This is a genomic window from Pseudomonadota bacterium (assembly GCA_027620075.1).
GTDB lineage: Bacteria > Pseudomonadota > Alphaproteobacteria > Rickettsiales > UBA6187 > 1-14-0-20-39-49.
The window spans coordinates 40,249-61,350 of the sequence record JAQCEY010000002.1; the positions used below are offsets into that span (position 1 = coordinate 40,249).

At 40.3% G+C, this 21,102-nt stretch carries 25 protein-coding genes and 1 pseudogene; 17 read left to right on the plus strand and 9 right to left on the minus strand.

What is annotated here, in order from left to right; translation table 11 throughout:
* Nucleotides 1-19 precede the first annotated feature (19 nt).
* Nucleotides 20-412, plus strand: a pseudogene (locus tag O2942_03355) (four helix bundle protein).
* Between the two features lie 22 nt (nucleotides 413-434).
* Nucleotides 435-911 carry a transcription elongation factor GreA gene (gene greA, locus O2942_03360; GenBank protein MDA0781284.1) on the plus strand — a complete coding sequence of 159 codons (477 nt, stop codon included), beginning with the start codon at nucleotides 435-437 and terminating at the stop codon, nucleotides 909-911.
* 3 nt (nucleotides 912-914) lie between these two features.
* Here greA and O2942_03365 read toward each other — a convergent pair whose 3' ends face one another.
* Genes O2942_03365 through thiS form a run of 3 tightly spaced genes read right to left on the minus strand, consistent with a single transcriptional unit; the run spans nucleotide 915 to nucleotide 2,183 of the window.
* Nucleotides 915-1,535, minus strand: a complete 621-nt coding sequence (locus O2942_03365; protein MDA0781285.1) for a trimeric intracellular cation channel family protein — start codon at nucleotides 1,533-1,535, stop codon at nucleotides 915-917.
* Between the two features lie 11 nt (nucleotides 1,536-1,546).
* On the minus strand, nucleotides 1,547-1,981 hold the full coding sequence (hemJ, locus tag O2942_03370; GenBank protein ID MDA0781286.1) for a protoporphyrinogen oxidase HemJ: 435 nt from the start codon (nucleotides 1,979-1,981) through the stop codon (nucleotides 1,547-1,549).
* 1 nt (nucleotide 1,982) lies between these two features.
* Nucleotides 1,983-2,183 carry a sulfur carrier protein ThiS gene (gene thiS / locus O2942_03375; GenBank protein MDA0781287.1) on the minus strand — a complete coding sequence of 67 codons (201 nt, stop codon included), beginning with the start codon at nucleotides 2,181-2,183 and terminating at the stop codon, nucleotides 1,983-1,985.
* A gap of 67 nt (nucleotides 2,184-2,250) precedes the next feature.
* Here thiS and aroQ point away from each other — a divergent pair, with 67 nt between their 5' ends.
* On the plus strand, nucleotides 2,251-2,682 hold the full coding sequence (gene aroQ, locus O2942_03380; protein MDA0781288.1) for a type II 3-dehydroquinate dehydratase: 432 nt from the start codon (nucleotides 2,251-2,253) through the stop codon (nucleotides 2,680-2,682).
* Here the strand turns inward: aroQ and def are convergent, their stop codons facing one another.
* On the minus strand, nucleotides 2,683-3,225 hold the full coding sequence (gene def, locus O2942_03385; protein MDA0781289.1) for a peptide deformylase: 543 nt from the start codon (nucleotides 3,223-3,225) through the stop codon (nucleotides 2,683-2,685).
* A gap of 206 nt (nucleotides 3,226-3,431) precedes the next feature.
* Between def and dnaK the strand changes: the two genes are divergently transcribed.
* The 4 genes from dnaK (at nucleotide 3,432) to csrA (ending at nucleotide 7,735) form a co-directional block, all read left to right on the plus strand.
* Entirely contained in the window at nucleotides 3,432-5,375 is a 1,944-nt protein-coding gene (gene dnaK, locus O2942_03390; GenBank protein ID MDA0781290.1) for a molecular chaperone DnaK, read from the plus strand.
* 169 nt (nucleotides 5,376-5,544) lie between these two features.
* Nucleotides 5,545-6,120, plus strand: coding sequence for a type IV secretion system protein (locus O2942_03395; GenBank protein ID MDA0781291.1), 576 nt, complete (start codon nucleotides 5,545-5,547; stop codon nucleotides 6,118-6,120).
* Nucleotides 6,121-7,257 (plus strand): molecular chaperone DnaJ, encoded by a 1,137-nt coding sequence (gene dnaJ, locus O2942_03400; protein MDA0781292.1) that lies wholly within the window; start codon nucleotides 6,121-6,123, stop codon nucleotides 7,255-7,257. It abuts the gene before it with no gap.
* Nucleotides 7,258-7,453: 196 nt separating this feature from the next.
* On the plus strand, nucleotides 7,454-7,735 hold the full coding sequence (csrA, locus tag O2942_03405; GenBank protein ID MDA0781293.1) for a carbon storage regulator CsrA: 282 nt from the start codon (nucleotides 7,454-7,456) through the stop codon (nucleotides 7,733-7,735).
* Nucleotides 7,736-7,902: 167 nt separating this feature from the next.
* Here csrA and O2942_03410 read toward each other — a convergent pair whose 3' ends face one another.
* Nucleotides 7,903-8,364: a PAS domain-containing protein gene (locus tag O2942_03410; protein ID MDA0781294.1), complete on the minus strand. Its 462-nt coding sequence runs from the start codon at nucleotides 8,362-8,364 to the stop codon at nucleotides 7,903-7,905.
* A 203-nt stretch (nucleotides 8,365-8,567) separates the two neighbouring features.
* On the opposite strand from O2942_03410, the gene alaS reads away from it, so the two are divergent.
* From alaS to O2942_03430, 4 genes are all read left to right on the plus strand, one after another.
* Nucleotides 8,568-11,261 carry an alanine--tRNA ligase gene (alaS, locus tag O2942_03415; GenBank protein MDA0781295.1) on the plus strand — a complete coding sequence of 898 codons (2,694 nt, stop codon included), beginning with the start codon at nucleotides 8,568-8,570 and terminating at the stop codon, nucleotides 11,259-11,261.
* A 134-nt stretch (nucleotides 11,262-11,395) separates the two neighbouring features.
* The gene (gene purN / locus O2942_03420) at nucleotides 11,396-11,980 is read left to right on the plus strand and encodes a phosphoribosylglycinamide formyltransferase (GenBank protein ID MDA0781296.1); all 585 of its coding nucleotides are present in this window, start codon (nucleotides 11,396-11,398) and stop codon (nucleotides 11,978-11,980) included.
* Between the two features lie 76 nt (nucleotides 11,981-12,056).
* Entirely contained in the window at nucleotides 12,057-12,608 is a 552-nt protein-coding gene (locus O2942_03425; GenBank protein ID MDA0781297.1) for a calcium-binding protein, read from the plus strand.
* Nucleotides 12,609-12,757: 149 nt separating this feature from the next.
* Complete coding sequence (locus O2942_03430; GenBank protein ID MDA0781298.1) at nucleotides 12,758-14,248, plus strand: SLC13 family permease; 1,491 nt, start codon at nucleotides 12,758-12,760, stop codon at nucleotides 14,246-14,248.
* 182 nt (nucleotides 14,249-14,430) lie between these two features.
* On the opposite strand, the gene O2942_03435 is transcribed toward O2942_03430, so the two are convergent.
* The 3 genes from O2942_03435 to secB form a co-directional block, all read right to left on the minus strand.
* Nucleotides 14,431-14,877, minus strand: coding sequence for a hypothetical protein (locus tag O2942_03435; protein ID MDA0781299.1), 447 nt, complete (start codon nucleotides 14,875-14,877; stop codon nucleotides 14,431-14,433).
* Between the two features lie 136 nt (nucleotides 14,878-15,013).
* Nucleotides 15,014-15,670 carry a dethiobiotin synthase gene (gene bioD / locus O2942_03440; GenBank protein MDA0781300.1) on the minus strand — a complete coding sequence of 219 codons (657 nt, stop codon included), beginning with the start codon at nucleotides 15,668-15,670 and terminating at the stop codon, nucleotides 15,014-15,016.
* Nucleotides 15,670-16,161, minus strand: a complete 492-nt coding sequence (gene secB / locus O2942_03445) for a protein-export chaperone SecB (protein MDA0781301.1) — start codon at nucleotides 16,159-16,161, stop codon at nucleotides 15,670-15,672. Before secB ends, bioD begins: the two co-directional genes overlap by 1 nt.
* Before the next feature lie 156 nt (nucleotides 16,162-16,317).
* Between secB and O2942_03450 the strand changes: the two genes are divergently transcribed.
* From O2942_03450 to O2942_03475, 6 genes are all read left to right on the plus strand, one after another.
* Entirely contained in the window at nucleotides 16,318-16,995 is a 678-nt protein-coding gene (locus O2942_03450) for a Tim44/TimA family putative adaptor protein (GenBank protein MDA0781302.1), read from the plus strand.
* Between the two features lie 72 nt (nucleotides 16,996-17,067).
* The gene (locus tag O2942_03455; GenBank protein ID MDA0781303.1) at nucleotides 17,068-18,141 is read left to right on the plus strand and encodes an MltA domain-containing protein; all 1,074 of its coding nucleotides are present in this window, start codon (nucleotides 17,068-17,070) and stop codon (nucleotides 18,139-18,141) included.
* A gap of 87 nt (nucleotides 18,142-18,228) precedes the next feature.
* The gene (locus O2942_03460) at nucleotides 18,229-18,471 is read left to right on the plus strand and encodes a hypothetical protein (protein ID MDA0781304.1); all 243 of its coding nucleotides are present in this window, start codon (nucleotides 18,229-18,231) and stop codon (nucleotides 18,469-18,471) included.
* 6 nt (nucleotides 18,472-18,477) lie between these two features.
* Nucleotides 18,478-18,735, plus strand: coding sequence for a hypothetical protein (locus tag O2942_03465; protein ID MDA0781305.1), 258 nt, complete (start codon nucleotides 18,478-18,480; stop codon nucleotides 18,733-18,735).
* A gap of 81 nt (nucleotides 18,736-18,816) precedes the next feature.
* A complete protein-coding gene (locus O2942_03470) occupies nucleotides 18,817-19,368 on the plus strand; it encodes a Smr/MutS family protein (GenBank protein ID MDA0781306.1) in 552 nt (183 codons plus the stop codon).
* A 45-nt stretch (nucleotides 19,369-19,413) separates the two neighbouring features.
* Nucleotides 19,414-20,169: a prepilin-type N-terminal cleavage/methylation domain-containing protein gene (locus O2942_03475; protein ID MDA0781307.1), complete on the plus strand. Its 756-nt coding sequence runs from the start codon at nucleotides 19,414-19,416 to the stop codon at nucleotides 20,167-20,169.
* Here O2942_03475 and gshB read toward each other — a convergent pair whose 3' ends face one another.
* Complete coding sequence (gshB, locus tag O2942_03480) at nucleotides 20,170-21,102, minus strand: glutathione synthase (GenBank protein MDA0781308.1); 933 nt, start codon at nucleotides 21,100-21,102, stop codon at nucleotides 20,170-20,172.

The window sequence follows — 21,102 nt, forward strand, 5'->3', positions numbered from 1 at the left end:
GAGTCTGGTATTTGTTTTTATGAAAACTAAGGAAAAAATAGTAAAAAGTTATAAAGATTTAAAAATTTGGCAAAAATCTATTGATTTAGTAGATTTTGTATATAAAGAAACCGAGGCTTTTCCAAGTGATGAAACATACGGTTTAAGAAGTCAAATTCGAAGATGTACAGTTTCAATTCCCTCTAACATTGCCGAGGGAAGTTCAAAAAATCTACTAAAGAGCTATTAAGATTCTTGAATTGAGCTTGAAACGCAATTTTATATTGCAAATAGGCAAAATTATATTCATAAAAATATATTGGACTTATTAGATATTAAAACTAGCGAAATCGGAAAGATGATTAACGGTCTTAGAAATAGTTTATATAATAAATTAAGCTCTTCTAACCGAACTGTTATCACCGAATACTAAACACTGAAAAAAAGAGAGAAAAATGAGCGACAATTTCCCTATTACCAATACAGGCTTTGCAAGAATGGAAGCCGAATTAAAGGATTTAAAAAAGATTCAGCGTCCGAAGATATCGGAGGAAATTGCCGTTGCCCGTGAACATGGAGATTTAAAAGAAAACGCAGAATATCATGCCGCCCGTGAGAAGCAGAGTTTTGTTGAAGGGCGTATTGCAGAGCTTGAAGACAGGGTTGCCCGTGCCGAGGTTATAGACATTTCAAAACTGACACCCGATACCGTAAAATTCGGAGCTACCGTTACATTAATTGATGACGAAACGGAAAAAGAAGTTACCTACCAGATAGTAAGCGAGTATGAGGCTGATATTGAGAAAAACCTGATATCCGTAGTATCTCCCCTTGCCAAAGCGATTATAGGCAAACAGGCAGAAGACTATGTAGAAGTTAAAACCCCTCGCGGCGAAAAGGGATATGAAATCGTGAAGATTGAGTATAGGTAGATTTCAACCCTTCCTAATCTTAGGCAAATGCCAGTTATATTTGTAAGCTATCATTCTTATAACAAAACCGATAACAAAAACTGCTGATAAGGTTATATTATTAAGTTCGTAATATTCGCTAAGGGCTATCATCATTAACGCTATCAAAAGTGCTACCGAGCCATAGAACTCGCTGTTAAATAATGCCGGTATCTCGCCTAATATCGAATCCCTTACCACTCCTCCGCCAAGTGCCGTTATGATGGACAATACCACCACCCCAAAAGGGCTAAGACCGTTCTCTATGGCTATTACCGCACCCGTAATGCTGAAAGCTACCAGCCCTAAAGAATCGCTGACAACAAAAAACATCTGTCTTTCAAGGCGTGTATATTTATGCAGTTTCAGTAAATATGCCGCTATACAGGTTATAAAAACAAGATAAAATGCCGATATGTCCTTCAGAACATTGGGTACGCCGCCTATCATAATATCACGCACCAATCCGCCTCCGTTTGCGGTAAGGAAGGCAACAATGAACAGCCCCATAATATCCAGCTCCTTGCGTACACCCTGCAAGTATCCGCTAAGGGCAAATGCCAGCGTTCCCAAGGTTGATGCTGCGAAGAATATATTACCGTCCACAAAAGGCTCTTTTAGAAAGGTTTCATGACTGCGAGGATTACAATAACTATCATTAATAAAGTAGGCACTTCATTTAAGATGCGGTAGAATTTAGCACTATGTTTATTCTCACCCTTGGCAAAATACCGCCTGTATCTTGCAAGCATTCCGTGACAACCGAACATGAACACCAGCAAAGCTACCTTCGCATGGAACCAGCCGCCTAGCCCTTCTTTACCCAATATTAACGCAAGCATGATGCCTAAAATAAGCGATGCTATCATTGCCGGATTAATGATATAGCGAAGCAGTTTAAGCTCCATTATCTTTAATTTTTCATCTAGTTCGCCACCTGTTTTCGCATCGGCATGATAAACATAAAGACGCGGTAGATATAACATGCCTGCCATCCACGAGATTACCGCTATAAGATGTAGCGATTTAATTAAAAGATAATGGTCTGCCAAATCAGCCTCCACCGACAAATTGTACTATTTCTATTTTATCACCGTCACATATAACCGAATTATCATACTCGGACGCAGGGATTATTTCACGGTTTTTTTCTATAGCCACAATTCTCGGATCAAGATCAAGATTGGCAATAAGGCTGTTCACAGATAGATTTTCATCTAAAAACGCCTCTTTTCCATTTAATATTATTTTCATATTTGCTTTCCTATATGATATATTCTAACCTTACGAGTTCTTATATAATAAAAAATGTATTATTTCAATGACTAAAATCATTATTATCAACGGACCTAATTTAAACCTGCTTGGCACAAGAGAGCCTGACATATACGGCAGCAAGACCCTGAGTGACATTGAGAACGAGTGCAAACTTCATGCACAAACACTCGATATAGAAGTGGATTTTTTCCAAAGCAATGATGAGGGAGAGATAATAGACAAAATACAGGAAGCTTCAAAAACACAGGACGGTATTATTATAAATGCGGGGGCATATACCCATACTTCCGTAGCAATCCGTGACGCTTTAGTTAATTTCGGCAAGCCTGTGATAGAGGTTCACATCTCGAATATCTATAAAAGAGAGGAGTTCCGACATAAATCATATTTATCCGATATAGCATCGGGAATGATATGCGGACTCGGAACCCAATGTTACACTCTTGCACTTACTGCTATTAAAGAAATAGTTTGATTAATGCTCACATCCGGTTGAACAGGCGTGTCCGTGTCCGTATTTTTTAATAAATTTATTCATTTTACGCATTAACGTATCACGTTTTAATTTGGACAGGTAATCAAGATAAACCACACCGTCAAGATAGTCCGCCTCGTGCTGAATACAGGTGGCAAGAAATCCTTCCGCCTCTATTACCTGCGGCTTTCCGTCATAGTCAAGATATTTCACTTTTATCCGCCTTGGTCTGGTAATATCGGCACTTATTCCGGGGAAGCACAGAGATGCTTCTTCAAAAACCTGAGTCTCATCGGATTTTTCTATAATTTCAGGATTTACCATAAATAATTTAGTATCCGTGTCATCTTGGGACAGATTGATAACTATAACCCTTTTTAATACGTCCACCATCGGAGCCGCCATTCCGACACCGTTCTCTGCCTTTAAGGTATCCGCCATATCATCCATAAGAGTGCGTATTTCGTCCGTCACCTCATCTACGGGTTCGGATTTTTTCTTAAAGATAGGGTCGGGTGCTAGGACTAGTTGTAAGCTTGGCATAATTACTACTTAATTATTAAAAAGAATTTATTTGTAACGCAGATACTATAATATTAAATAATATGCAACTATACACTTACAATAAAACCGATATCATTTTTTTTCATTAATTATCTTGTATTTAAAAAATTACTTCCCATATAGCATTTATAAAGGCGTAAATTACGTCATAAAAAAATAAAATTGAAAATTGAGGATATTGAAAAATGGCAGTAATCGGTATTGACTTAGGTACTACTAACTCTTGCTTTGCCGTAATGGACGGCAAGGACGCAAAAGTTATCGAAAACTATGAAGGACGTAGGACAACACCTTCAATGATAGCTTTCACCGGAAGTGACGGCAAGGAAAAAGTAGCAGGTGAAGCTGCAAAGCGTCAGGTCGTGACTAACCCTGAAGGTACTATTTATGAAGTAAAACGTCTTATAGGTCGTCTGTTTGATGCGCCTGAGACAAAAGAGGACATGAAACACGTACCTTACAAAATAATAAAAGGTAAAGGTAACGCTGCTTGGGTTGAAGTAAAAGGTGAAAAATATTCTCCAAGCCAGATTAGTGCTTTCATTCTTCAAAAAATAAAAGCCGATGCCGAAAGCTATCTTGGTGAAACTGTTGATAAAGCGGTTATTACGGTTCCCGCCTATTTTGATGATGCTCAGCGTCAGGCAACTAAAGATGCGGGCAAGATAGCCGGTTTAGAAGTTCTGCGTATAATTAACGAGCCTACCGCTGCCGCCCTTGCGTACGGCATGGACAGAAATGACGGTAAGACAATTGCTGTTTATGACTTAGGTGGCGGTACATTCGACGTATCTATCCTTGAAATAGGCGATGGCGTATTTGAAGTGAAAGCAACCAATGGCGATACTTTCTTAGGCGGTGCCGACTTTGATACAAAGATACTTAACTATATCATCGAAACATTCAAAAAGGATTCCGGCATAGACCTTTCTAAAGACACTCTTGCTATGCAGCGTGTTAAAGAAGCTGCCGAGAAAGCTAAAATAGAGCTTTCAAGCTCTACCGAAACAGAAATAAATCAGCCATATATCACGGCTGACGCATCGGGTCCTAAACACCTGAACATGAAAATCACCCGTGCTAAATTAGAAGAGCTTGTAGACGAACTGATAGCTAAAACTATCGAGCCTTGTAAAAAAGCACTTAAGGACGCAGGTTTAAAAGCATCTGATATTGATGATATTGTACTGGTCGGCGGTATGACTCGTATGCCTAAAGTACAGAAAGCCGTTAAAGAGTTTTTCGGCAAAGAGCCTCATAAAGGCGTTAACCCTGACGAAGTTGTCGCGCTTGGTGCTGCTATTCAGGCAGGGGTTTTACAAGGTGACGTGAAAGACGTATTATTGCTTGATGTTACGCCTTTATCACTTGGTATCGAGACTTTAGGGGGAGTGTTCACACGCCTTATTGAGCGGAACACTACTATCCCTACCAAAAAGGGGCAAGTATTTTCAACGGCTGACGATAACCAGTCTGCGGTAACTATACGTGTATTCCAAGGTGAGCGTGAAATGGCTAACGATAATAAACTGCTCGGTCAGTTTAATTTAGAAAATATCCCTCCTGCACCACGCGGTATGCCGCAAATTGAAGTTGAGTTCGATATTGACGCTAACGGTATAGTGAATGTATCTGCAAAAGATAAGGCTACCGGAAAAGAGCAGAAAATAACCATTCAGGCATCAGGCGGATTATCCGATGAGGACGTTGAGAAAATGGTAAGAGATGCCGAGGCTCACGCTGAGGAAGATAAGAAAAAGAAAGCCGTTGCAGAGGTCAGGAATAATGCTGACAGCATGGTATTTGCAACAGAGAAGTCCTTAAAAGAATATGGGGATAAGGTATCGGCAGGTGACAAAAAAGCAATTGAAGATGCACTTGCAGACCTTAAATCGGCTTTAGATTCTGAAAAGATAGACGTTGAGGACGTAAAAGCTAAAACGGAGACGCTTACTCAGGCAGCCATGAAGCTTGGTGAGGCTATGTATCAGTCGCAGGCAGCAGCCGAGGCGGCAAACGGCGAAAGCGGCTCTTCTGATGATGACGGCGTTGTAGATGCGGAGTTTACGGAAGTTAACGAAGACTCCGACGACAAAAAGTCCAAAAAGAAGAACGGTACGGAAGGTTAACGCCTTTATCCCGTCTTTCTTATGGAAGACGGACGGATTTACAGGAAAAAGGGTCTAAAATGTCTAGGCTCTTTTTCCTTTATAAACGTTTTTTATTTATAGCTAAAAATAGATTTTTTTGTACACTTATGATACAATGAAAGTTATTATTATAAAAATTGAGCAACATATGACAAAACAAAAATATCTCATTCCGATTATAGTTATAGTCCTGACTTTCACAAATAGTGCGTTTGCATCCGGCACGCCCCGTGAGGTTACCGGGGGCAAAACTTTTGTCCCTATGAACATAATAATGCATTTTAACGCACTTTCGCAACATGACAGGGAAAAATACATTCTACATCTTTACTTAAAAGCCAGAGAGACATATCAACAGGAAAATTATGACCATAATTACCATGATTTTGTAAGATTATATTCCGCTGATAAAGTGTATAACGCTTTTAAAGCATCGCTGGAAAACGGTGCAAACCTTGACAGCCCGTTACTTTTAGGGGCAAATGAGCGTATTCTCAGAGTAAAATCCTTAAAAATATCACCCCCGGAATCTTCGGCTTCATATGCCGTTATAGATTTTGTATCCGAAGATATTGACAAAGAAACGGGTTCTCGGTTTAATACTAGGGAAAAAACTGCGAAAATCAAGTTCGCACCTCTTAATATCGGCAAAATGACGGTCAATTCTCTCAACCCTTATAATTTTCAGGTTCTTGATTATCAAATTTCTAACGGTAAGGAATAAATGGCAAAACAGGATTACTACTCTCTTTTAGGCGTAGAAAAAAATGCGTCGGCTGACGAGCTGAAAAAAGCCTATCGTAAACTGGCAATGAAATACCATCCGGACAGGAATCCGGGCGATAAGGAGGCTGAGGCAAAGTTCAAAGAGCTATCTCAAGCATATGACGTATTAAAAGATGAGCAAAAACGAGCCGCTTATGACCGCTACGGTCATGCGGCATTTGAAAACGGAGGCGTGGGCAGCAATGCAGGCGGTGCCGGTTTTGATCCCGGAGCGAACTTCGCTGACATTTTCGGCGATTTGTTCGGTGATTTCATGGGCGGGCGTGGCGGCACTGCTCGCACAGCAAGCCAAAGAGGCTCCGATTTACGTTACAACCTTGAGATATCTTTAGAAGAGGCATTTTCCGGTAAGCAGCAGAAAATACAATTCACATCGGCAACCACATGCGATAAATGTACGGGATCAGGTAGTAATGACGGTTCATCGGCTTCTAATTGCGGTACATGCGGCGGCATGGGTAAGATACGCATGCAGCAGGGCTTCTTTACCGTAGAGAGGACGTGTACCTCATGTAACGGTGCAGGCAGGGTAATAACGAACCCATGCAGCAGGTGCGGAGGTGAAGGACGCTTAAGAAAAGAACGCACTTTATCCGTAAGTATTCCTGAGGGCGTGGAAGACGGAACAAGGATACGCCTGACCGGTGAAGGTGAGGTGGGCTTGCGTGGTGCTCAGGCAGGTGACCTATATATATTCGTATCGGTGCGTGAAAATGAGTTCTTTATGCGTGACGGCAACGACATACATTGCCGCGTCCCTATAAAAATGACTACCGCTAGTTTGGGAGGCGATGTTGAAGTTCCCGTAATTGACGGTACAAGGGCAAAAGTCACTATACCTTCCGGCACTCAGACCGACGACAAGTTCAGAATGAAAGGAAAAGGAATGACCGTAATGCGTTCCGGTGGTCGCCGTGGCGATATGTATATACACTGCAACGTAGAGATACCGGTAAAACTTAACAAGCGTCAGAGGGATCTGTTAAAAGAATTTGAAGAACTCGACGGCAGAGGAACTAATCCTAAAGTTGAGAACTTCCTGAAAAAAGTAAAAAATATATGGGCAGACCTTTAGTTAAGACGCTGCATTTACCTTACGATTTTGGTTTGTAAGGCATTTTTTCAAAAAATTTTCTGGTGTTTTATCCACAATTAGTGTAGCTTTATAAAAAGCAAGGGGTTGCATCGAAAATTTATTTTGTAAGTACTTGTATTTTAACAAGTAGGCTGTTTTACCCCTATTTTTTGTAATTAGTATCGAAGGTATCGTTATGCTATATTTAATGCGCAAGCAGGATGAATCAATCATCATAAACAATGATATTGAACTCAAGGTAATTGAGATCAAAGGCAAATCCGTAAAATTAGGATTTAATTTCCCTAAAGGTGCGTCCGTACTGCGAAAAGAACTTTATGACAAGATAATGGCTGAAAATGAAGCCGCATTGAAAATGGGGCAAAGTGTTAGTAGCGATTTACTGTCATCATTACCTTTATCTGTCGATTTCGGCATAAAATCGAACGAAGATTCTGAGGATTCAAAGGAACAATAAGTAAATTAATTTTTCAATAATGTTGTCATCCCCCGAACAAGTCGTGGATAACAATTGGAACTCTTGAAAAGTTAATTTACTATACTTGTAAGCTATAGATGCTGAAATAAATTCAGCATGACAAATATGTGTATTTAGTGAACACTTTAGCTATTATAACAAATGCATTAATCCTTATTTTTTTTATACCTCATGCCACCCAGTATTCCTTTTATATCGCCCTTTTCCGCATCACCAAGGGGCAAGAGTATCTGCCTGTAGCATAAAGTTGCTATTTCCTTACAAGGTATTTCGATATTATGTATTAACGGTTTCTTGGTTTCAACAACCTTGTTATATGCATCCATCGGGGTTTCAAGGAATCTTACAATCAAATTTTTTATATGAACTCCTGATGAATCTTTTTTAAATTCAGTGTTCAGGTTCTTCCCCAGATAAATAGTTTTGGCTATATTCATCGTTATAGTAGGAACAAGTTCTATCAAGAATATATCCTTGGAAAACTGTACGTCAAATTCATTGATGTCAATTTCCTTTAACTCAGGAAAATTCCTTTTACCCCTTTTTTCATCCCAGTATTCTTTCAGATAGTCTGTCAATCTTCTGTAATTTTTTTGCTCTTCTGTCATTTTTATCCTAAAGATTATGAGTTAGTACTAACTATGTATTATTAATTTTCAATCATACCTTAGTCAACTTATAGTTAGTGAAAAATGCTTTTATTTAAAATCAATAGCCGATATCGGCAACAATATACAATAAACTTGCTTCATATATATCGCACATGTTATATAAAGCCTACTTTTAATATATAAATACCAAGCAAAATGATATGTATAGTGTAAATCAGATTCGTTCCAAATTCCTTGAATTTTTTAAAAGCAAGGGGCATGAAGTCGTACAGTCCGCACCGCTTGTACCCCATAATGATCCGACCTTGATGTTCACCAATGCGGGCATGGTACCTTTTAAGGACGTATTCACACAAAACGAGAAAAGGAATTATGTAAGGGCAACAAGTTCGCAAAAATGCGTAAGGGCGGGCGGCAAGCATAACGACCTTGATAATGTAGGATATACAGCACGTCATCATACTTTTTTCGAGATGCTGGGCAATTTCTCATTCGGTGATTATTTTAAGAAAGATGCCATACGCTATGCATGGGAGTTTGTAACGGACGAGAAATGGCTTGGCTTGCCAAAGGAAAAACTATCGGTTACCGTCTATCACACCGATGACGAGGCGTTTGCTATATGGAAAGAAGTATCAAACCTGCCTGATGAAAAAATACTACGTATCCCTACCAATGATAATTTCTGGGCAATGGGCGACACAGGACCTTGCGGACCTTGTTCGGAAATTTTTTACGACCATGGAGATTCAATAGAAGGGCAATGGACGCTTGATGAAAACGGCGAGGATATGTTCGGTGACCGCTTTATCGAGATATGGAATCTGGTTTTCATGCAGTATGAAAAACTATCAAACGGCGACCAGATTAACCTCCCCGCCCCATCAATTGATACGGGAATGGGCTTAGAGCGTGTTGCCGCTATTTTACAGGGCAAGCATAATAATTATGAAATCGATTTATTTGAAAATCTGATAGCTGCAATAAAGGACGCTACAGGCAACAACGATAATGAAAAAATAGCCTCACACAGGGTTATAGCAGACCATTTGCGTTCGGTTAGTTTTCTGCTGGCAGATGGTGTTATGCCTTCAAATGAGGGGCGTGGCTATGTGCTGCGTCGTATCATGCGTCGTGCTATGCGTCATGCGAGGAATTTAGGCTGTAAAAATCCTGTTATTTATAAAGTTGTATCCGCACTGGTAAATGAAATGGGAGATGCCTACCCTGAATTAAAACGTGCCGAGGCTTTAATCACCGAAATAATAAAACTGGAAGAAGAAAAATTCGGTGAAACCCTAGACAGAGGCTTGAAGCTGCTTGATGAGGAAACTAAAGACATATCGGCAGGCGGTATATTATCGGGTGAAGTTGCGTTCAAGTTATATGACACATACGGTTTTCCTTATGACCTGACAGTTGATATTTTGCGTGGACGCAATATTGAAGTTGACGAAGAAGGCTTCAAAAAAGCAATGCAGGAACAAAAAGACCGTGCCAGAGCGGCATGGAAAGGTTCTGGCGAACAGGCAACCGAAGAAATATGGTTTGAGATAAAGGAAGAGGCAGGGGCTACCGAATTTGTCGGCTATGAGGCAATAAAGGCACAAGGCAAGGTGGTTGCTATTATTGCCGACGGCATGCCTGTGCAAACACTGCATGGGGGTGCGGAAGGCTCGATAATTCTAAACCAGACCCCGTTTTATGGCGAGTCAGGCGGTCAGGAAGGCGATAAGGGCTTTATCCGCTCGGATAGCGGTTTTGAAATGCAGATTTCCGATACACAGAAAAAGCTTGGTGCATTGCATGTACATGTAGGAAAGGCATTAAGCAGTGAAATAAAGGTAGGTGACGTTGTAACCGCTAATGTTGATGAGGAACGCCGCAATAATTTACGTGCCAACCATTCGGCTACCCATATCCTGCATGCGGTATTGCGTGAGGTGCTGGGCGAGCATGTAACGCAAAAAGGGTCATTAGTGGCTGAGGACAAGTTGCGTTTTGACATATCACACCCTAAAGCCGTAACCAAAGAAGAATTGCAGCAGGCTGAAGATAAGGTAAATGAAATAATCAGACAGGATTCAGCGGTCATGACACGTGTTATGGAGCCTGAAGCCGCTATAAAAGCCGGTGCTATGGCATTATTCGGCGAGAAATACGGTGATGAGGTGCGTGTTGTAAATATGGGTCTTAACGCTGGTGGGGATTATTCCGTAGAGCTGTGTGGCGGAACCCATGTAAGACGCACATCGGATATCAAAGAGTTCAAGATAGTTTCAGAGTCGGCAATTGCGGCAGGAATACGTAGGATAGAGGCAATCACAGGCGATGCCGTAAAGGCATATGAGGCACAGCAGGACGAAAAGAAGCAACGGCAGATAGATGCTTACAAAACTGAAATAACCGCATTACAGGAAGAAGCAGCCTCCTTAGGCGAAAAGTCGGAGGTTAATGCCGATTCACTACAATCTGATGATGATTTCCGTGATGCTATAAAGGGCTTGAAAAAGCAGATATCAAATCTCCGTCAAAAGGCTGCTATGAGCGGTACGGTGGAAAAAGAGGAAATAAACGGCATTGCGTTCATCGGTAAAAATTTCGGTGATGTTTCGCCAAAAGACTTGCGTGATTTAGTCGGCAACTTACAACAACAGATTGGTTCGGGCGTAGTTGCTGCGACATCTTCCTTTGAAGGCAAAGGCTCACTGATTATTGCGGTAAGTGACGACCTGACTTCAAAGGTAAATGCTGTGGAATTAGTGCGTGCCTCCGCCGATATTCTGGGTGCTAAGGGTGGCGGAGGCAAGCCTAATTTTGCACAAACAGGCGGAACTAACGGTGATAAGGTTGAAGAAGCTATTGCCAAGATAAGGGAAACCTTGGCAGCTTAATATTTGTTCTTTTGTCATATTGAATTTATAGTAAATTTGAATTTACTATATTTAAGCATCTAATTTTAAGCTTAAAAGCCACTGAAAAGGTCTTCTAGGCAGAAGATTCGGGTGACATTAAAAGGAATACAAAAATGCAAAAACTAAAAACAGCAGTTCTTATATCAGGCAGCGGTACAAACCTTCAGGCTTTGATTGACGCATGCGGCAATAGTGATTTTCCCGCTCAAATAGTATTAGTGCTATCTAATAAAGCCGATGCATACGGATTAGAACGTGCAAAAAAAGCAGGCATCAAAACCGCCGTTGTAAATCATAAGGATTTTGCCTCCCGTGAGGAATTTGATAGACAGATGGACAAGGTGATTATTGAATCAGGTGCTAAATTTATCTGCATGGCAGGTTTTATGCGTCTTTTATCAGGCTGGTTTACACAAAAATGGCAGGGCAAGCTTGTTAATATCCACCCCTCTTTGCTACCTTCTTTTAAAGGTGTTAATGCACAAAAACAGGCGTTAGAATACGGCGTAAAGATTGCAGGCTGTACCACTCATTTTGTAACCGAAGAAATGGACGCAGGGCCTATTATCGCACAGGCGGCGGTTAAAGTTGATGAAAATGAAACCGTGGAGAGCCTGACAGCTAAAATCCTTGAAAAAGAACATGAAATATACCCCAAGACCTTACGGCTTGTAGCTGAGGGAAAAGCCTCCTTTTAAAATATCAAAATAATAGACAAGCGGCACTTACTCCTTTAAGGTACAAAAAGATTAATTTTTTAGTGAGGATTTTATTATGCTTTTTAATGACTTTATAATAACAGGTGACAACGATGACGATATCTCTACAGGTATCGGTCAGGATTTTATTATAAGCCGTGGCGGTGATGATACTGTAGTTTCAGGAGCCGACAGTGATATGGTGTTGGCAGGTTCGGGTAACGACCGTATATTCGGTGAGAACGGTCAGGACTTCCTGTTCGGCGGTACGGGCAATGACGAAGTTAACGGCGGAGAAGGAAATGACTGGTTGTTCGGCGGGGAAGGTGACGATCTTCTCATCGGCGGTTTAGGTGCTGATAAAATATCCGGCGGAGAAGGTGTTGACACCTTCAAATACGTATCAACATTTGAATCCAACGGCAGCTTCTTTGATATAATTTTCGGTTTTGAACAAGGAACGGATATTATAGACCTTTCCGAGCTTGATTTTGACGGAATAAGCAGCTTTGCGGATATTACCGTTGATAATCAGGGCGGAACTACGACTATCGCAGGTAACAGCGTGGATTTTTTCGTTCAGTTAAATGGCGGGCATGACCTTACTGCCTCTGATTTTGTATTCTAAATTACCTTGAAAATCCCTTGTTTTAATAAACGATCAGGGGATTTTCTTTTTTGCGCCTTGCAATTAATTGTTGTATTTTGTGGTGGCTTACTTATATTCTTATAGCTTGATTGTTAAATTTATCGTCAATTCAACTATTTCCATTACGCATGAAAAGATCCTTAGCATTTATAATCGTCGGTATAAGTTTATTCTTTACAATGTTGCTAATACCTGCACCCGATGCTATAGGAGATACGGGCTGGCGTGTTATCGCCGTTATATCCCTGATGTTGATATGGTGGATAAGCGAAGCCGTACCTATTGCCATAACCGCATTATTACCTATCGTCCTGTTTCCGGTATTGAAGGTTGTCCCGTTAAATGAAGTCACTGCCAATTACGGTAACCATATTGTTTTCCTGTTCCTTGGCGGCTTTACCATCGCCCTTGCCATGGAAAAATGGAATCTGCATACAAGGATTGCACTTGCTATAGTCAGAAAAACAGGGACTCACGCCAACGGTATAATATTAGGCTTTATGATTGCGACGGCTTTTTTGAGCATGTGGCTTAGTAATACCGCAACTACCGTTATGATGCTACCGATAGCGGCATCTATACTTGCATTGGTAACCAACGGCAAGGCACAAAGCGAGTTGCCTCAATCTACGGCACGTTTTGCGTTATCGCTGGTGCTGGGCATAGCCTTTGCCGCAAATATAGGCGGAACGGCAACATTAACGGGAACTCCGCCAAATGCTATTTTTGCAGCCTTCATGCAAAAACAGTATGATTATACTGTTGAGTACGGCTCGTGGATAATGATAGGCCTGCCTTTTGCCGTACTTATGCTGATAGCCTGCTGGTTCGTATTGTGCTTCCTTGTATATCCAAGCCGTATGGGAAATATTGCGGGTGCAAGTTCAGAGATAGAAAAACGCTATAAGGCTCTCGGTAAGATATCATATAACGAGATAATGGTTCTTGTAGTATTTGTATCTACGGCACTTTTATGGATATTTAAGTCTTCCATACTTCCTTTTGCCATAAAGGACGCAGGTATTGCTATAGCTGCATCAATAATATTGTTCTTAATACCGAGGGAAGATAAAAAGGGATTTCTGATGCAATGGGGAGGACGACCTGAGAATAACGACATGATAAAAATGCCTTGGAACATATTGCTGTTATTCGGCGGAGGTCTTAGCATAGCCGGTGCTATGGATAAAAGCGGTCTGGTCAGTGTTATCGGTGAGCAAATATCGTCTTTTGATTCACTGGGCATTTTCGGTATAGTAGTGCTTTGCTTTATAGTAACTTTATTTATAACGGAAGTTATGAGTAACCTTGCACTTATTACTATATTCCTGCCTGTTCTTGCCGGAATTGCACTGAACTTTGGTGAGAATCCGTTGTTATTTGCTATAGGGGCTACTTTAGCCTCTTCATGTGCGTTCATGCTGCCTATGGCAACACCGCCGAACGCTATTGTTTTTGCCAGCGGTTATATAAAAATTGCCCAGATGGTAAAGGTCGGTACGGTTATGAATATTATATCTATAATACTTATCACCTTACTTTCATACACCTTGATAAGTGCGGTATTTGACATTAAAGCTAAAACCGTTCCCCAGTGGGCTAAGGTTGTTGAGAAATAGTTACAAGTATCGTAACTAACTTTTCAACAATGCTGTCATCCCCCGAATTTGCGAAGCAAATTATAGGGGGATCTTGTTTTAACTTATTCAGATCCCCGAACAAGTCGGGGATGACAACTCTAACTATTGAAAAGTAAAAATACTATACTTGACCATCGGATGACTTTTATTTCGAGTCAGGCTTAATGAATAGGTGTATTACCGTTCCTATCTCTTATTGAAAGAGCCTTGTTGGCATTATCACCCAATACTTCCAGAGCATGGGTTAACACTTCGGGGCATGTATGGGAAGCAAGCCGGTGCAGAGCGGTCGATTGTTCACGATTATTTGTATCAGTAAGCTGGAAATCGGCAAGCCCGTATTTATCGGCTTCATCAAGTATAAAATTAACCACCTTATTATTGTTGATATTATGGCTGACTATATCCAAAAACGAGCCTTCATATATCTGATTATCGGACTCAAAGCGGTTACAGCTAAAAAGCTCTTTTTTCTCATTTTCGGATAATTCACTTATTGTCTGAAGTATTCTTTTACCGGTTATCTTCATATCCGTCAAATCCAGCTCCAAAGCACTTATAATTTTCTTAGAAAGTTCTTTGTTACAAGTTTTGTTTTTTTCTCCCATTTAACTCCCCCCTTCGGTTATTCAATGCCTTTTCAAAAAACAATGCTGCTATTACGCCTCATTGTAGTATAATTTTTATTACATTGCAAATTTTATTGGAACGAATTTAGGACGATAATTATAAGTGTTTGAAAAATCAGGCAACACACTCGGGTATAAGGATGTCGAGTATTAACTCACCATCTTTTGCCAATATATCTATCTCAACATCGGTGAAATTTAGTAAGGTATTTCGGATGTCTTGAAGGTCTACACCGCCTTCAGATTCATTTATGATTATCTTATGAATATCTATATTGCGGCTTTTAAGGGCATTTATAGCGGTCAGGGTGTGGCTGATAGTACCAAGATAGCTACCCGTAACCAATATCGCAGGCAGATTAACTTCCTGCATCAGGTCAAGAAATGTTTTTTCCTTGTTTATAGGAACCATAACCCCGCCAACGCCTTCTATTATAAGATGCTCCGATAGTGCTTTTGCACTCTTACAAAATTTAACGACCGTATCGAAATTTATCTCCCTACCCTCTTTTGCCGCTGCCATATCGGGTGAAAGTGGAGCTATAAACCGCCATGGAGATATAGTATCTATATCATCGGGGAAGAACGGTCTTCCCATAGCGGAAAGGATACGACAGGTATCCGTTTCTTCATTATAATCTTCCCAACCGCTGATTATAGGTTTAAGACCTAATACACTTATATTTTGGGCAACAAGCCTTTTTATAAGCGAGCATGTAACATATGTCTTGCCTATATCCGTACCTGTTGCCGTAATAAAATATTGTGTCATTAATTAGCTTTAGATGCGTTTTGCTTATTTTGCTGCATTTTATGCTGGGTAAACAATGCTCCAAAATCCACAGGGTCAAGCATTAACGGAGGGAAACCGCCGTCACGTGTTGCGTCTGAGATTATTCTACGAGCATAAGGAAATAGCATTCCAGGGCAATATACCATCAATACCGCCTCTTTTTCTCCTTCAGGCACGTCTACCGAGAATATCCCCGAATAATTAAGCTCTACTACGAAAAGACCACTATCTTTAACTTTCGCTTTTGCACCCATTATAAGGCTAACCTCAAAGGCATTTCCTTCTATAGCCTGAACCTGAATATCAACCGAAACATCTATATTGGGTTTTTCGCCCTTTCCTATCAGGCTCTTAGGGGCATTCGGATTTTCAAAAGACAGGTCTTTTACATATTGTGCGTTAATAATAACCTGCCTGTTAGGCTGTTGATTATTTGGCTGATTTTCGTTCTTTTGTTCTTTTTTTGTCATTAATTTAACCTTTTCTTCATATTTTTAGTTTATAATAAAACTATATAAATTTATTGTAATAATAACTATCTTGCAACAGTCTATAATTTGATATAAGATGTAATATAGGGTTTTACGAGGAATTACCAGTTTAAATTAATGTTTTTGGGAGTGCTAATGGCTTTTGATATAATTTTATTTGCCGCTTTAGCTGTCTATGTAGGAATAAAGCTTTTTAATAGCTTAGGTAATAAAGACTATGACGATCAGATAAAGCCGAGCAGCCATACTACGGCTAATAACGTTGTTCAGTTCCCTGAGGGACTGAAGCAGCATGTTACTGACGTAAAGTTTGAGGAAGTAACGGAAAATTACGCCGAATTAGAGAAAAAACACGGCCCTGAGATAGCATCGAATATAAAGAAAATCAGAAGACTAGACCCGTCTTTTACCGAAAGTAGCTTTTTAACGGGTGCAAGCAAGGCTTTTGAAATCATATTAGAGGCATTTGCTAACGATGATAAATTAACATTAAGAAAGCTTCTTTCAAAAGATATGTATAATAGCTTTACCGATGAAATAGAGAACAGGAAGAAAAGCCAAAAAACTTATGAAAACACTCTTGTTTCTATATTGGCTTCCAATATAAAATCTATTGCACTTGAGAGAAAATACGCAAAAATAGTAGTTGAGATAGTTTCCGAACAAATAAACCTTATCAGGGACAAAAAGGGTGATATTGTTGAAGGGAACCCTTCTACAGTTAACAAAATCAGCGAGTTATGGACTTTTGCCCGCAACCTTTCATCTTCAAATCCTAACTGGGAACTTGTAGCTACGGGCGATTCTAAATAATTTTACTTTCCCGAATATGCTTAATGTGCTAAATATACACCTATAATCAGGTAAGATATAAGGTATATATTTATGCGTATAGGTAATTTAGTTTCCCTTTCATTTTTGTTGTGTTTTTTATGTTCATGCAGCCTTTTCGGGGATAAACTAACCCTAAAAGAAGCAAGCTTTGAGGAGATTTCGGGCTGGCAGGACGATAGCCATAACGATGCTCTGATATCTTTTTTACAATCATGCAAAAAGTTCGAATCACTGCCCGAAGACAGGCTTGCGCATAATAGCGGCGTAGCAGGTACATATGGCGACTGGAAAAAGGTCTGCCGCAATGCCGTTTCAGGACAATATTCCGACCCGAAACTCTTTTTTGAATCTAATTTCAAACCCTATCTTGCCAGAAACTGGTGGGATACAAAAGGAACTTTTACGGGATATTATGAAATTGAATTAAAAGGCAGCAGGACTCGCAACGGCTCTTACCAATACCCTCTTTATTCTAAGCCGTTTGACCTTGAAGACGGAAACAAATATTACAGCCGAAAACAAATAGAAAAAGGTGCATTAGCCGGAAAGGGCTATGAAATTGCATGGGTTGACGACCCTGTACGGGCTTTTTTCCTACATGTTCAGGGGTCGGGGCGTATAAAGATGGACGACGGCTCGGTAATGAGGGTAGGCTATAACGGCAAGAACGGGCATAAATACGTTTCTATCGGTCGCTACCTGATAGATAAGGGCTATATTGACGAAGAAGAGATGTCGGCTCAGGCAATAAAAAAATGGCTATATCTGAACCCCGATAAAATGGTAAAAGTCCTAAATGAAAACCCTTCATATGTATTTTTCCGTGAACTTGGTCATGACGGAGGACCTATCGGCGGTCAGGGAGTACCTTTAACGCCTATGCGTTCGCTGGCGATAGATAAGCGTTTCGTACCATATGGTGCTCCCGTTTGGGTTGATGTGCGTCTAAAAGGAGAGAGTGAAAAAGAATTCAAAAGCCTTCTTATAGCTCAGGATACGGGTGGGGCGATAAAAGGCCCTGTGCGTGGCGACCTGTTCTTCGGATATGGCGATGAGGCGGAACACCTTGCAGGCTATCAAAATAACGTGGGCCACTATTTCATATTACTCCCGAAAAATTTATAGAAAAATGTATTTTTGCAATAAAGTTGCAACAAAACATCTATATTATATCGTTATGATACTTGCATTATAACAGAGCGGGAGTTTAAAATGGGCTTATTTTCAAAAACTGATAAAGATACCGGTGAAGTTGCCAAGGAAGCCGTAAAACAAACAAGCGACAACGCTAAAGAGGCACTCGGTTTTAATAAAGAAGAAAAAGGAGATATTAAGGAATTAGCTAAAGAGGCTAAAAAAGTCGGAGAAGCATTCGGAACTCAAGCAAAAGAAGCTAAAGGTTATGACGCTCCTGCAAATAACGCTAAAACTCCTGAAAAAGAACTAGCAATATAACGTTTTATGTTAGACATATTATCAAATATAGGAAACATCCTCGGAAGCATTACTAAAGCATCTGTTGCCACAAGTGCTTTAAAGGACGTTGCCGACCCGGCAGAAAAATCCGAAAAAGGGGATATAGGCTCCGTTGTAGCAGGAGGAGGCTTTCAAAAGCTAGCCGACACCTTGCGTGAGGGCGGCGTGACCGAGCAAAAGGACGGAGTTTCAACATCTGCCCCCAATGTTTCACAGGAGCAAGATAAAGGGCTTAACAGATAATAGTCCTATAATGCACACTTCCTTCGAACGCTCCTTATTTTCTATATTAAATTCCTATAAAGTTTATGTTATAGTAACAATATGGAAGAAGAAAATAATTTAACAGATGAAGATTTGGAGCTTTGGTATTATGTAAGTAAGACCGTCGAGCCTTTACACGGCAGAGAACCTGTCGAACCTCCCGCCCCTCAACCTACCGACACTTCCATAAAAACCGAAGCAAACCTTGAAGACATCGAAAAACTAATTTCACAGATGCAACAAGCCAAAATATCCACTCCCCGGTATGATTATATAAAACACGGAACAATGTCCGGCGTAGACAAATCTACAGCGAAAAAACTTACGGGAGGCAAATTCCAAATAGATGCAAGCCTAGACCTGCACGGCAAAACTCAGGACGATGCTTTGTATTTGCTTCGTAATTTTATCAACAGCTCATATAGCTCGGGAAAACGCAATGTTCTGGTGATTACCGGAAAAGGTGCGAACAATGACGGTATTTTAAAAAATCAGGTTCCTCGCTGGCTTAACAATGACGGCTTACGAGAGCGTATTATAATGTTTTCCCACGCAAAGCCAAAACATGGCGGTGATGGTGCTTTATATGTATTGTTAAGAAAAAATAAATAATTACCCCGTATAATAATTAATACATAAAATGATTTTACAGGACTTATGGTTAATGAACAAAATAACAAGGGCTTTACGTTAATTGAGCTTTCCATTGTTATCGTAATTATCGGATTGATAGTTGCAGGAGTAGTCGGCGGACAGGCAATCGTCCGTCAGGCAAAGGTACGTGCTGTAATTTCCGATTATAACCAAACTTTATCATCTATAAACGCATTTAACCTTGAATATAACGGACTACCGGGCGATTTTAACAGAGCCGCCGCATACGGCATAGGAGGTGATGGTGATGGTAACAAAAAGATACAAGGACAAACCGTTGAGGGTTATTACGCATGGCAACATCTGTCGAATGCAGGATTAATAAGCGGCTCTTATACCGGATTAGACGCAGGCAATCCCGACTATCAGATGGGTATAAACATTCCGGGCTCATCATATGGAGGTAGCGTTGCGATACATTTATCTTATATAGGATCTGTAGGGAGCAATTGCCTGACCTTAGTTACACTTCCTTTATTTGGAGTTATAAACGAAACAAATGTGATAACTTTCGGTGCAATTGAAAATGCACCTTCAGGCTGTCCAAGGGATGGTTTTCTACGGGTGTCGGAAGCACATGGAATCGATACTAAAATTGATGACGGAAGTCCTGATTCAGGAATAATGTTCAGTGCAAATACCAGAAATCTAAATGTTAACGGTGACCGCTGTGTCGATAATCGCGTTCAGGGTACAGGTGGTGCAAATTATGACTTTGATGAAGAAGGTAACGATTGCAGAATCCTGTTTAGATTTTAATTACGACAGCTTCTTTTCCACCACGTCCCAGAAAATCGTCTCCAAACGAGTATCATTCAATCTGTTTATCGCCTGAATACCCGTTGGCGAGGTAACATTTATCTCTGTCAGATATCCGTCTATTATATCAATGCCCGTCAAAATTAACCCACGCTTTTTAAGCTCGGGTTTAAGTGCATCACATATCTGTTTTTCTCGAGCTGTAAGCTCTGTTTTTTCACCATGCCCACCTTGCACAAAGTTAGATAATATACTCCCCTGTTCGGGAACTCTGTTTACCGCTCCGGCAACCTCACCATCTATCAAAATAATTCTTTTATCCCCCTTATGCACATTTTCAATGAATTTTTGTGCTATGATAGGAGTTTTGTATTTATCTATGAGTTTATCGGCTATTTCTTTGAGGTTTTTCTCTATCTTGAAAACGTCCCTGCCACCATGTGCGTATAGAGGTTTCAGGACTATTTTACCATGTTCTTTTTCAAAATTTTCAATTGAACTGATATCGGCAGATATCAGGGTTGGAGGCATAAATTCGGCAAAATCGGTCACGAATATTTTTTCAGGGCAGTTCCTGACTTGCATAGGGTTATTTATCACCAAGACATCATCGGATATTTTGTCCAGAATATATGTGTACGTCAGATAGTTCATGTCATATGGCGGGTCTTGTCGCATAAGCACCACGTCCATACCTTTAATAGCTATGGTTTGTCGGTTGCTTAATTCAAAATAATCCTTTTCCCGCCTATATAATGAAAGCTTTTGAACATTCGCAAAAACCTCTCCGTTTTGAAGAAACATTTGTTGCGGCTGATAATAAAGCAGCTCATACCCTCTTTTTTGGGCTTCTAACGCTAAAACAAATGTTGTATCGCTATTTATATTTATAGATGCGATATCGTCCATCTGCACCGCTATTTTCAGTGACAT

Excerpts from the sequence above, each read along its gene's own strand:
- secB (MDA0781301.1), bottom strand. The coding sequence starts at position 16,161 with ATGACAAAAAAAGAACAAAAGAACGAAAATCAGCCAAATAATCAACAG.
- alaS (MDA0781295.1), top strand. The coding sequence starts at position 8,568 with ATGTATAGTGTAAATCAGATTCGTTCCAAATTCCTTGAATTTTTTAAA.
- greA (MDA0781284.1), top strand. The coding sequence starts at position 435 with ATGAGCGACAATTTCCCTATTACCAATACAGGCTTTGCAAGAATGGAA.
- O2942_03450 (MDA0781302.1), top strand. The coding sequence starts at position 16,318 with ATGGCTTTTGATATAATTTTATTTGCCGCTTTAGCTGTCTATGTAGGA.
- O2942_03425 (MDA0781297.1), top strand. The coding sequence starts at position 12,057 with ATGCTTTTTAATGACTTTATAATAACAGGTGACAACGATGACGATATC.
- O2942_03475 (MDA0781307.1), top strand. The coding sequence starts at position 19,414 with ATGGTTAATGAACAAAATAACAAGGGCTTTACGTTAATTGAGCTTTCC.
- def (MDA0781289.1), bottom strand. The coding sequence starts at position 3,225 with ATGCCAAGCTTACAACTAGTCCTAGCACCCGACCCTATCTTTAAGAAA.
- purN (MDA0781296.1), top strand. The coding sequence starts at position 11,396 with ATGCAAAAACTAAAAACAGCAGTTCTTATATCAGGCAGCGGTACAAAC.
- O2942_03465 (MDA0781305.1), top strand. The coding sequence starts at position 18,478 with ATGTTAGACATATTATCAAATATAGGAAACATCCTCGGAAGCATTACT.
- O2942_03395 (MDA0781291.1), top strand. The coding sequence starts at position 5,545 with ATGACAAAACAAAAATATCTCATTCCGATTATAGTTATAGTCCTGACT.
- O2942_03410 (MDA0781294.1), bottom strand. The coding sequence starts at position 8,364 with ATGACAGAAGAGCAAAAAAATTACAGAAGATTGACAGACTATCTGAAA.
- O2942_03455 (MDA0781303.1), top strand. The coding sequence starts at position 17,068 with ATGCGTATAGGTAATTTAGTTTCCCTTTCATTTTTGTTGTGTTTTTTA.
- dnaJ (MDA0781292.1), top strand. The coding sequence starts at position 6,121 with ATGGCAAAACAGGATTACTACTCTCTTTTAGGCGTAGAAAAAAATGCG.
- dnaK (MDA0781290.1), top strand. The coding sequence starts at position 3,432 with ATGGCAGTAATCGGTATTGACTTAGGTACTACTAACTCTTGCTTTGCC.
- bioD (MDA0781300.1), bottom strand. The coding sequence starts at position 15,670 with ATGACACAATATTTTATTACGGCAACAGGTACGGATATAGGCAAGACA.
- O2942_03470 (MDA0781306.1), top strand. The coding sequence starts at position 18,817 with ATGGAAGAAGAAAATAATTTAACAGATGAAGATTTGGAGCTTTGGTAT.
- csrA (MDA0781293.1), top strand. The coding sequence starts at position 7,454 with ATGCTATATTTAATGCGCAAGCAGGATGAATCAATCATCATAAACAAT.
- O2942_03430 (MDA0781298.1), top strand. The coding sequence starts at position 12,758 with ATGAAAAGATCCTTAGCATTTATAATCGTCGGTATAAGTTTATTCTTT.
- O2942_03460 (MDA0781304.1), top strand. The coding sequence starts at position 18,229 with ATGGGCTTATTTTCAAAAACTGATAAAGATACCGGTGAAGTTGCCAAG.
- O2942_03435 (MDA0781299.1), bottom strand. The coding sequence starts at position 14,877 with ATGGGAGAAAAAAACAAAACTTGTAACAAAGAACTTTCTAAGAAAATT.
- aroQ (MDA0781288.1), top strand. The coding sequence starts at position 2,251 with ATGACTAAAATCATTATTATCAACGGACCTAATTTAAACCTGCTTGGC.
- gshB (MDA0781308.1), bottom strand. The coding sequence starts at position 21,102 with ATGTCACTGAAAATAGCGGTGCAGATGGACGATATCGCATCTATAAAT.
- thiS (MDA0781287.1), bottom strand. The coding sequence starts at position 2,183 with ATGAAAATAATATTAAATGGAAAAGAGGCGTTTTTAGATGAAAATCTA.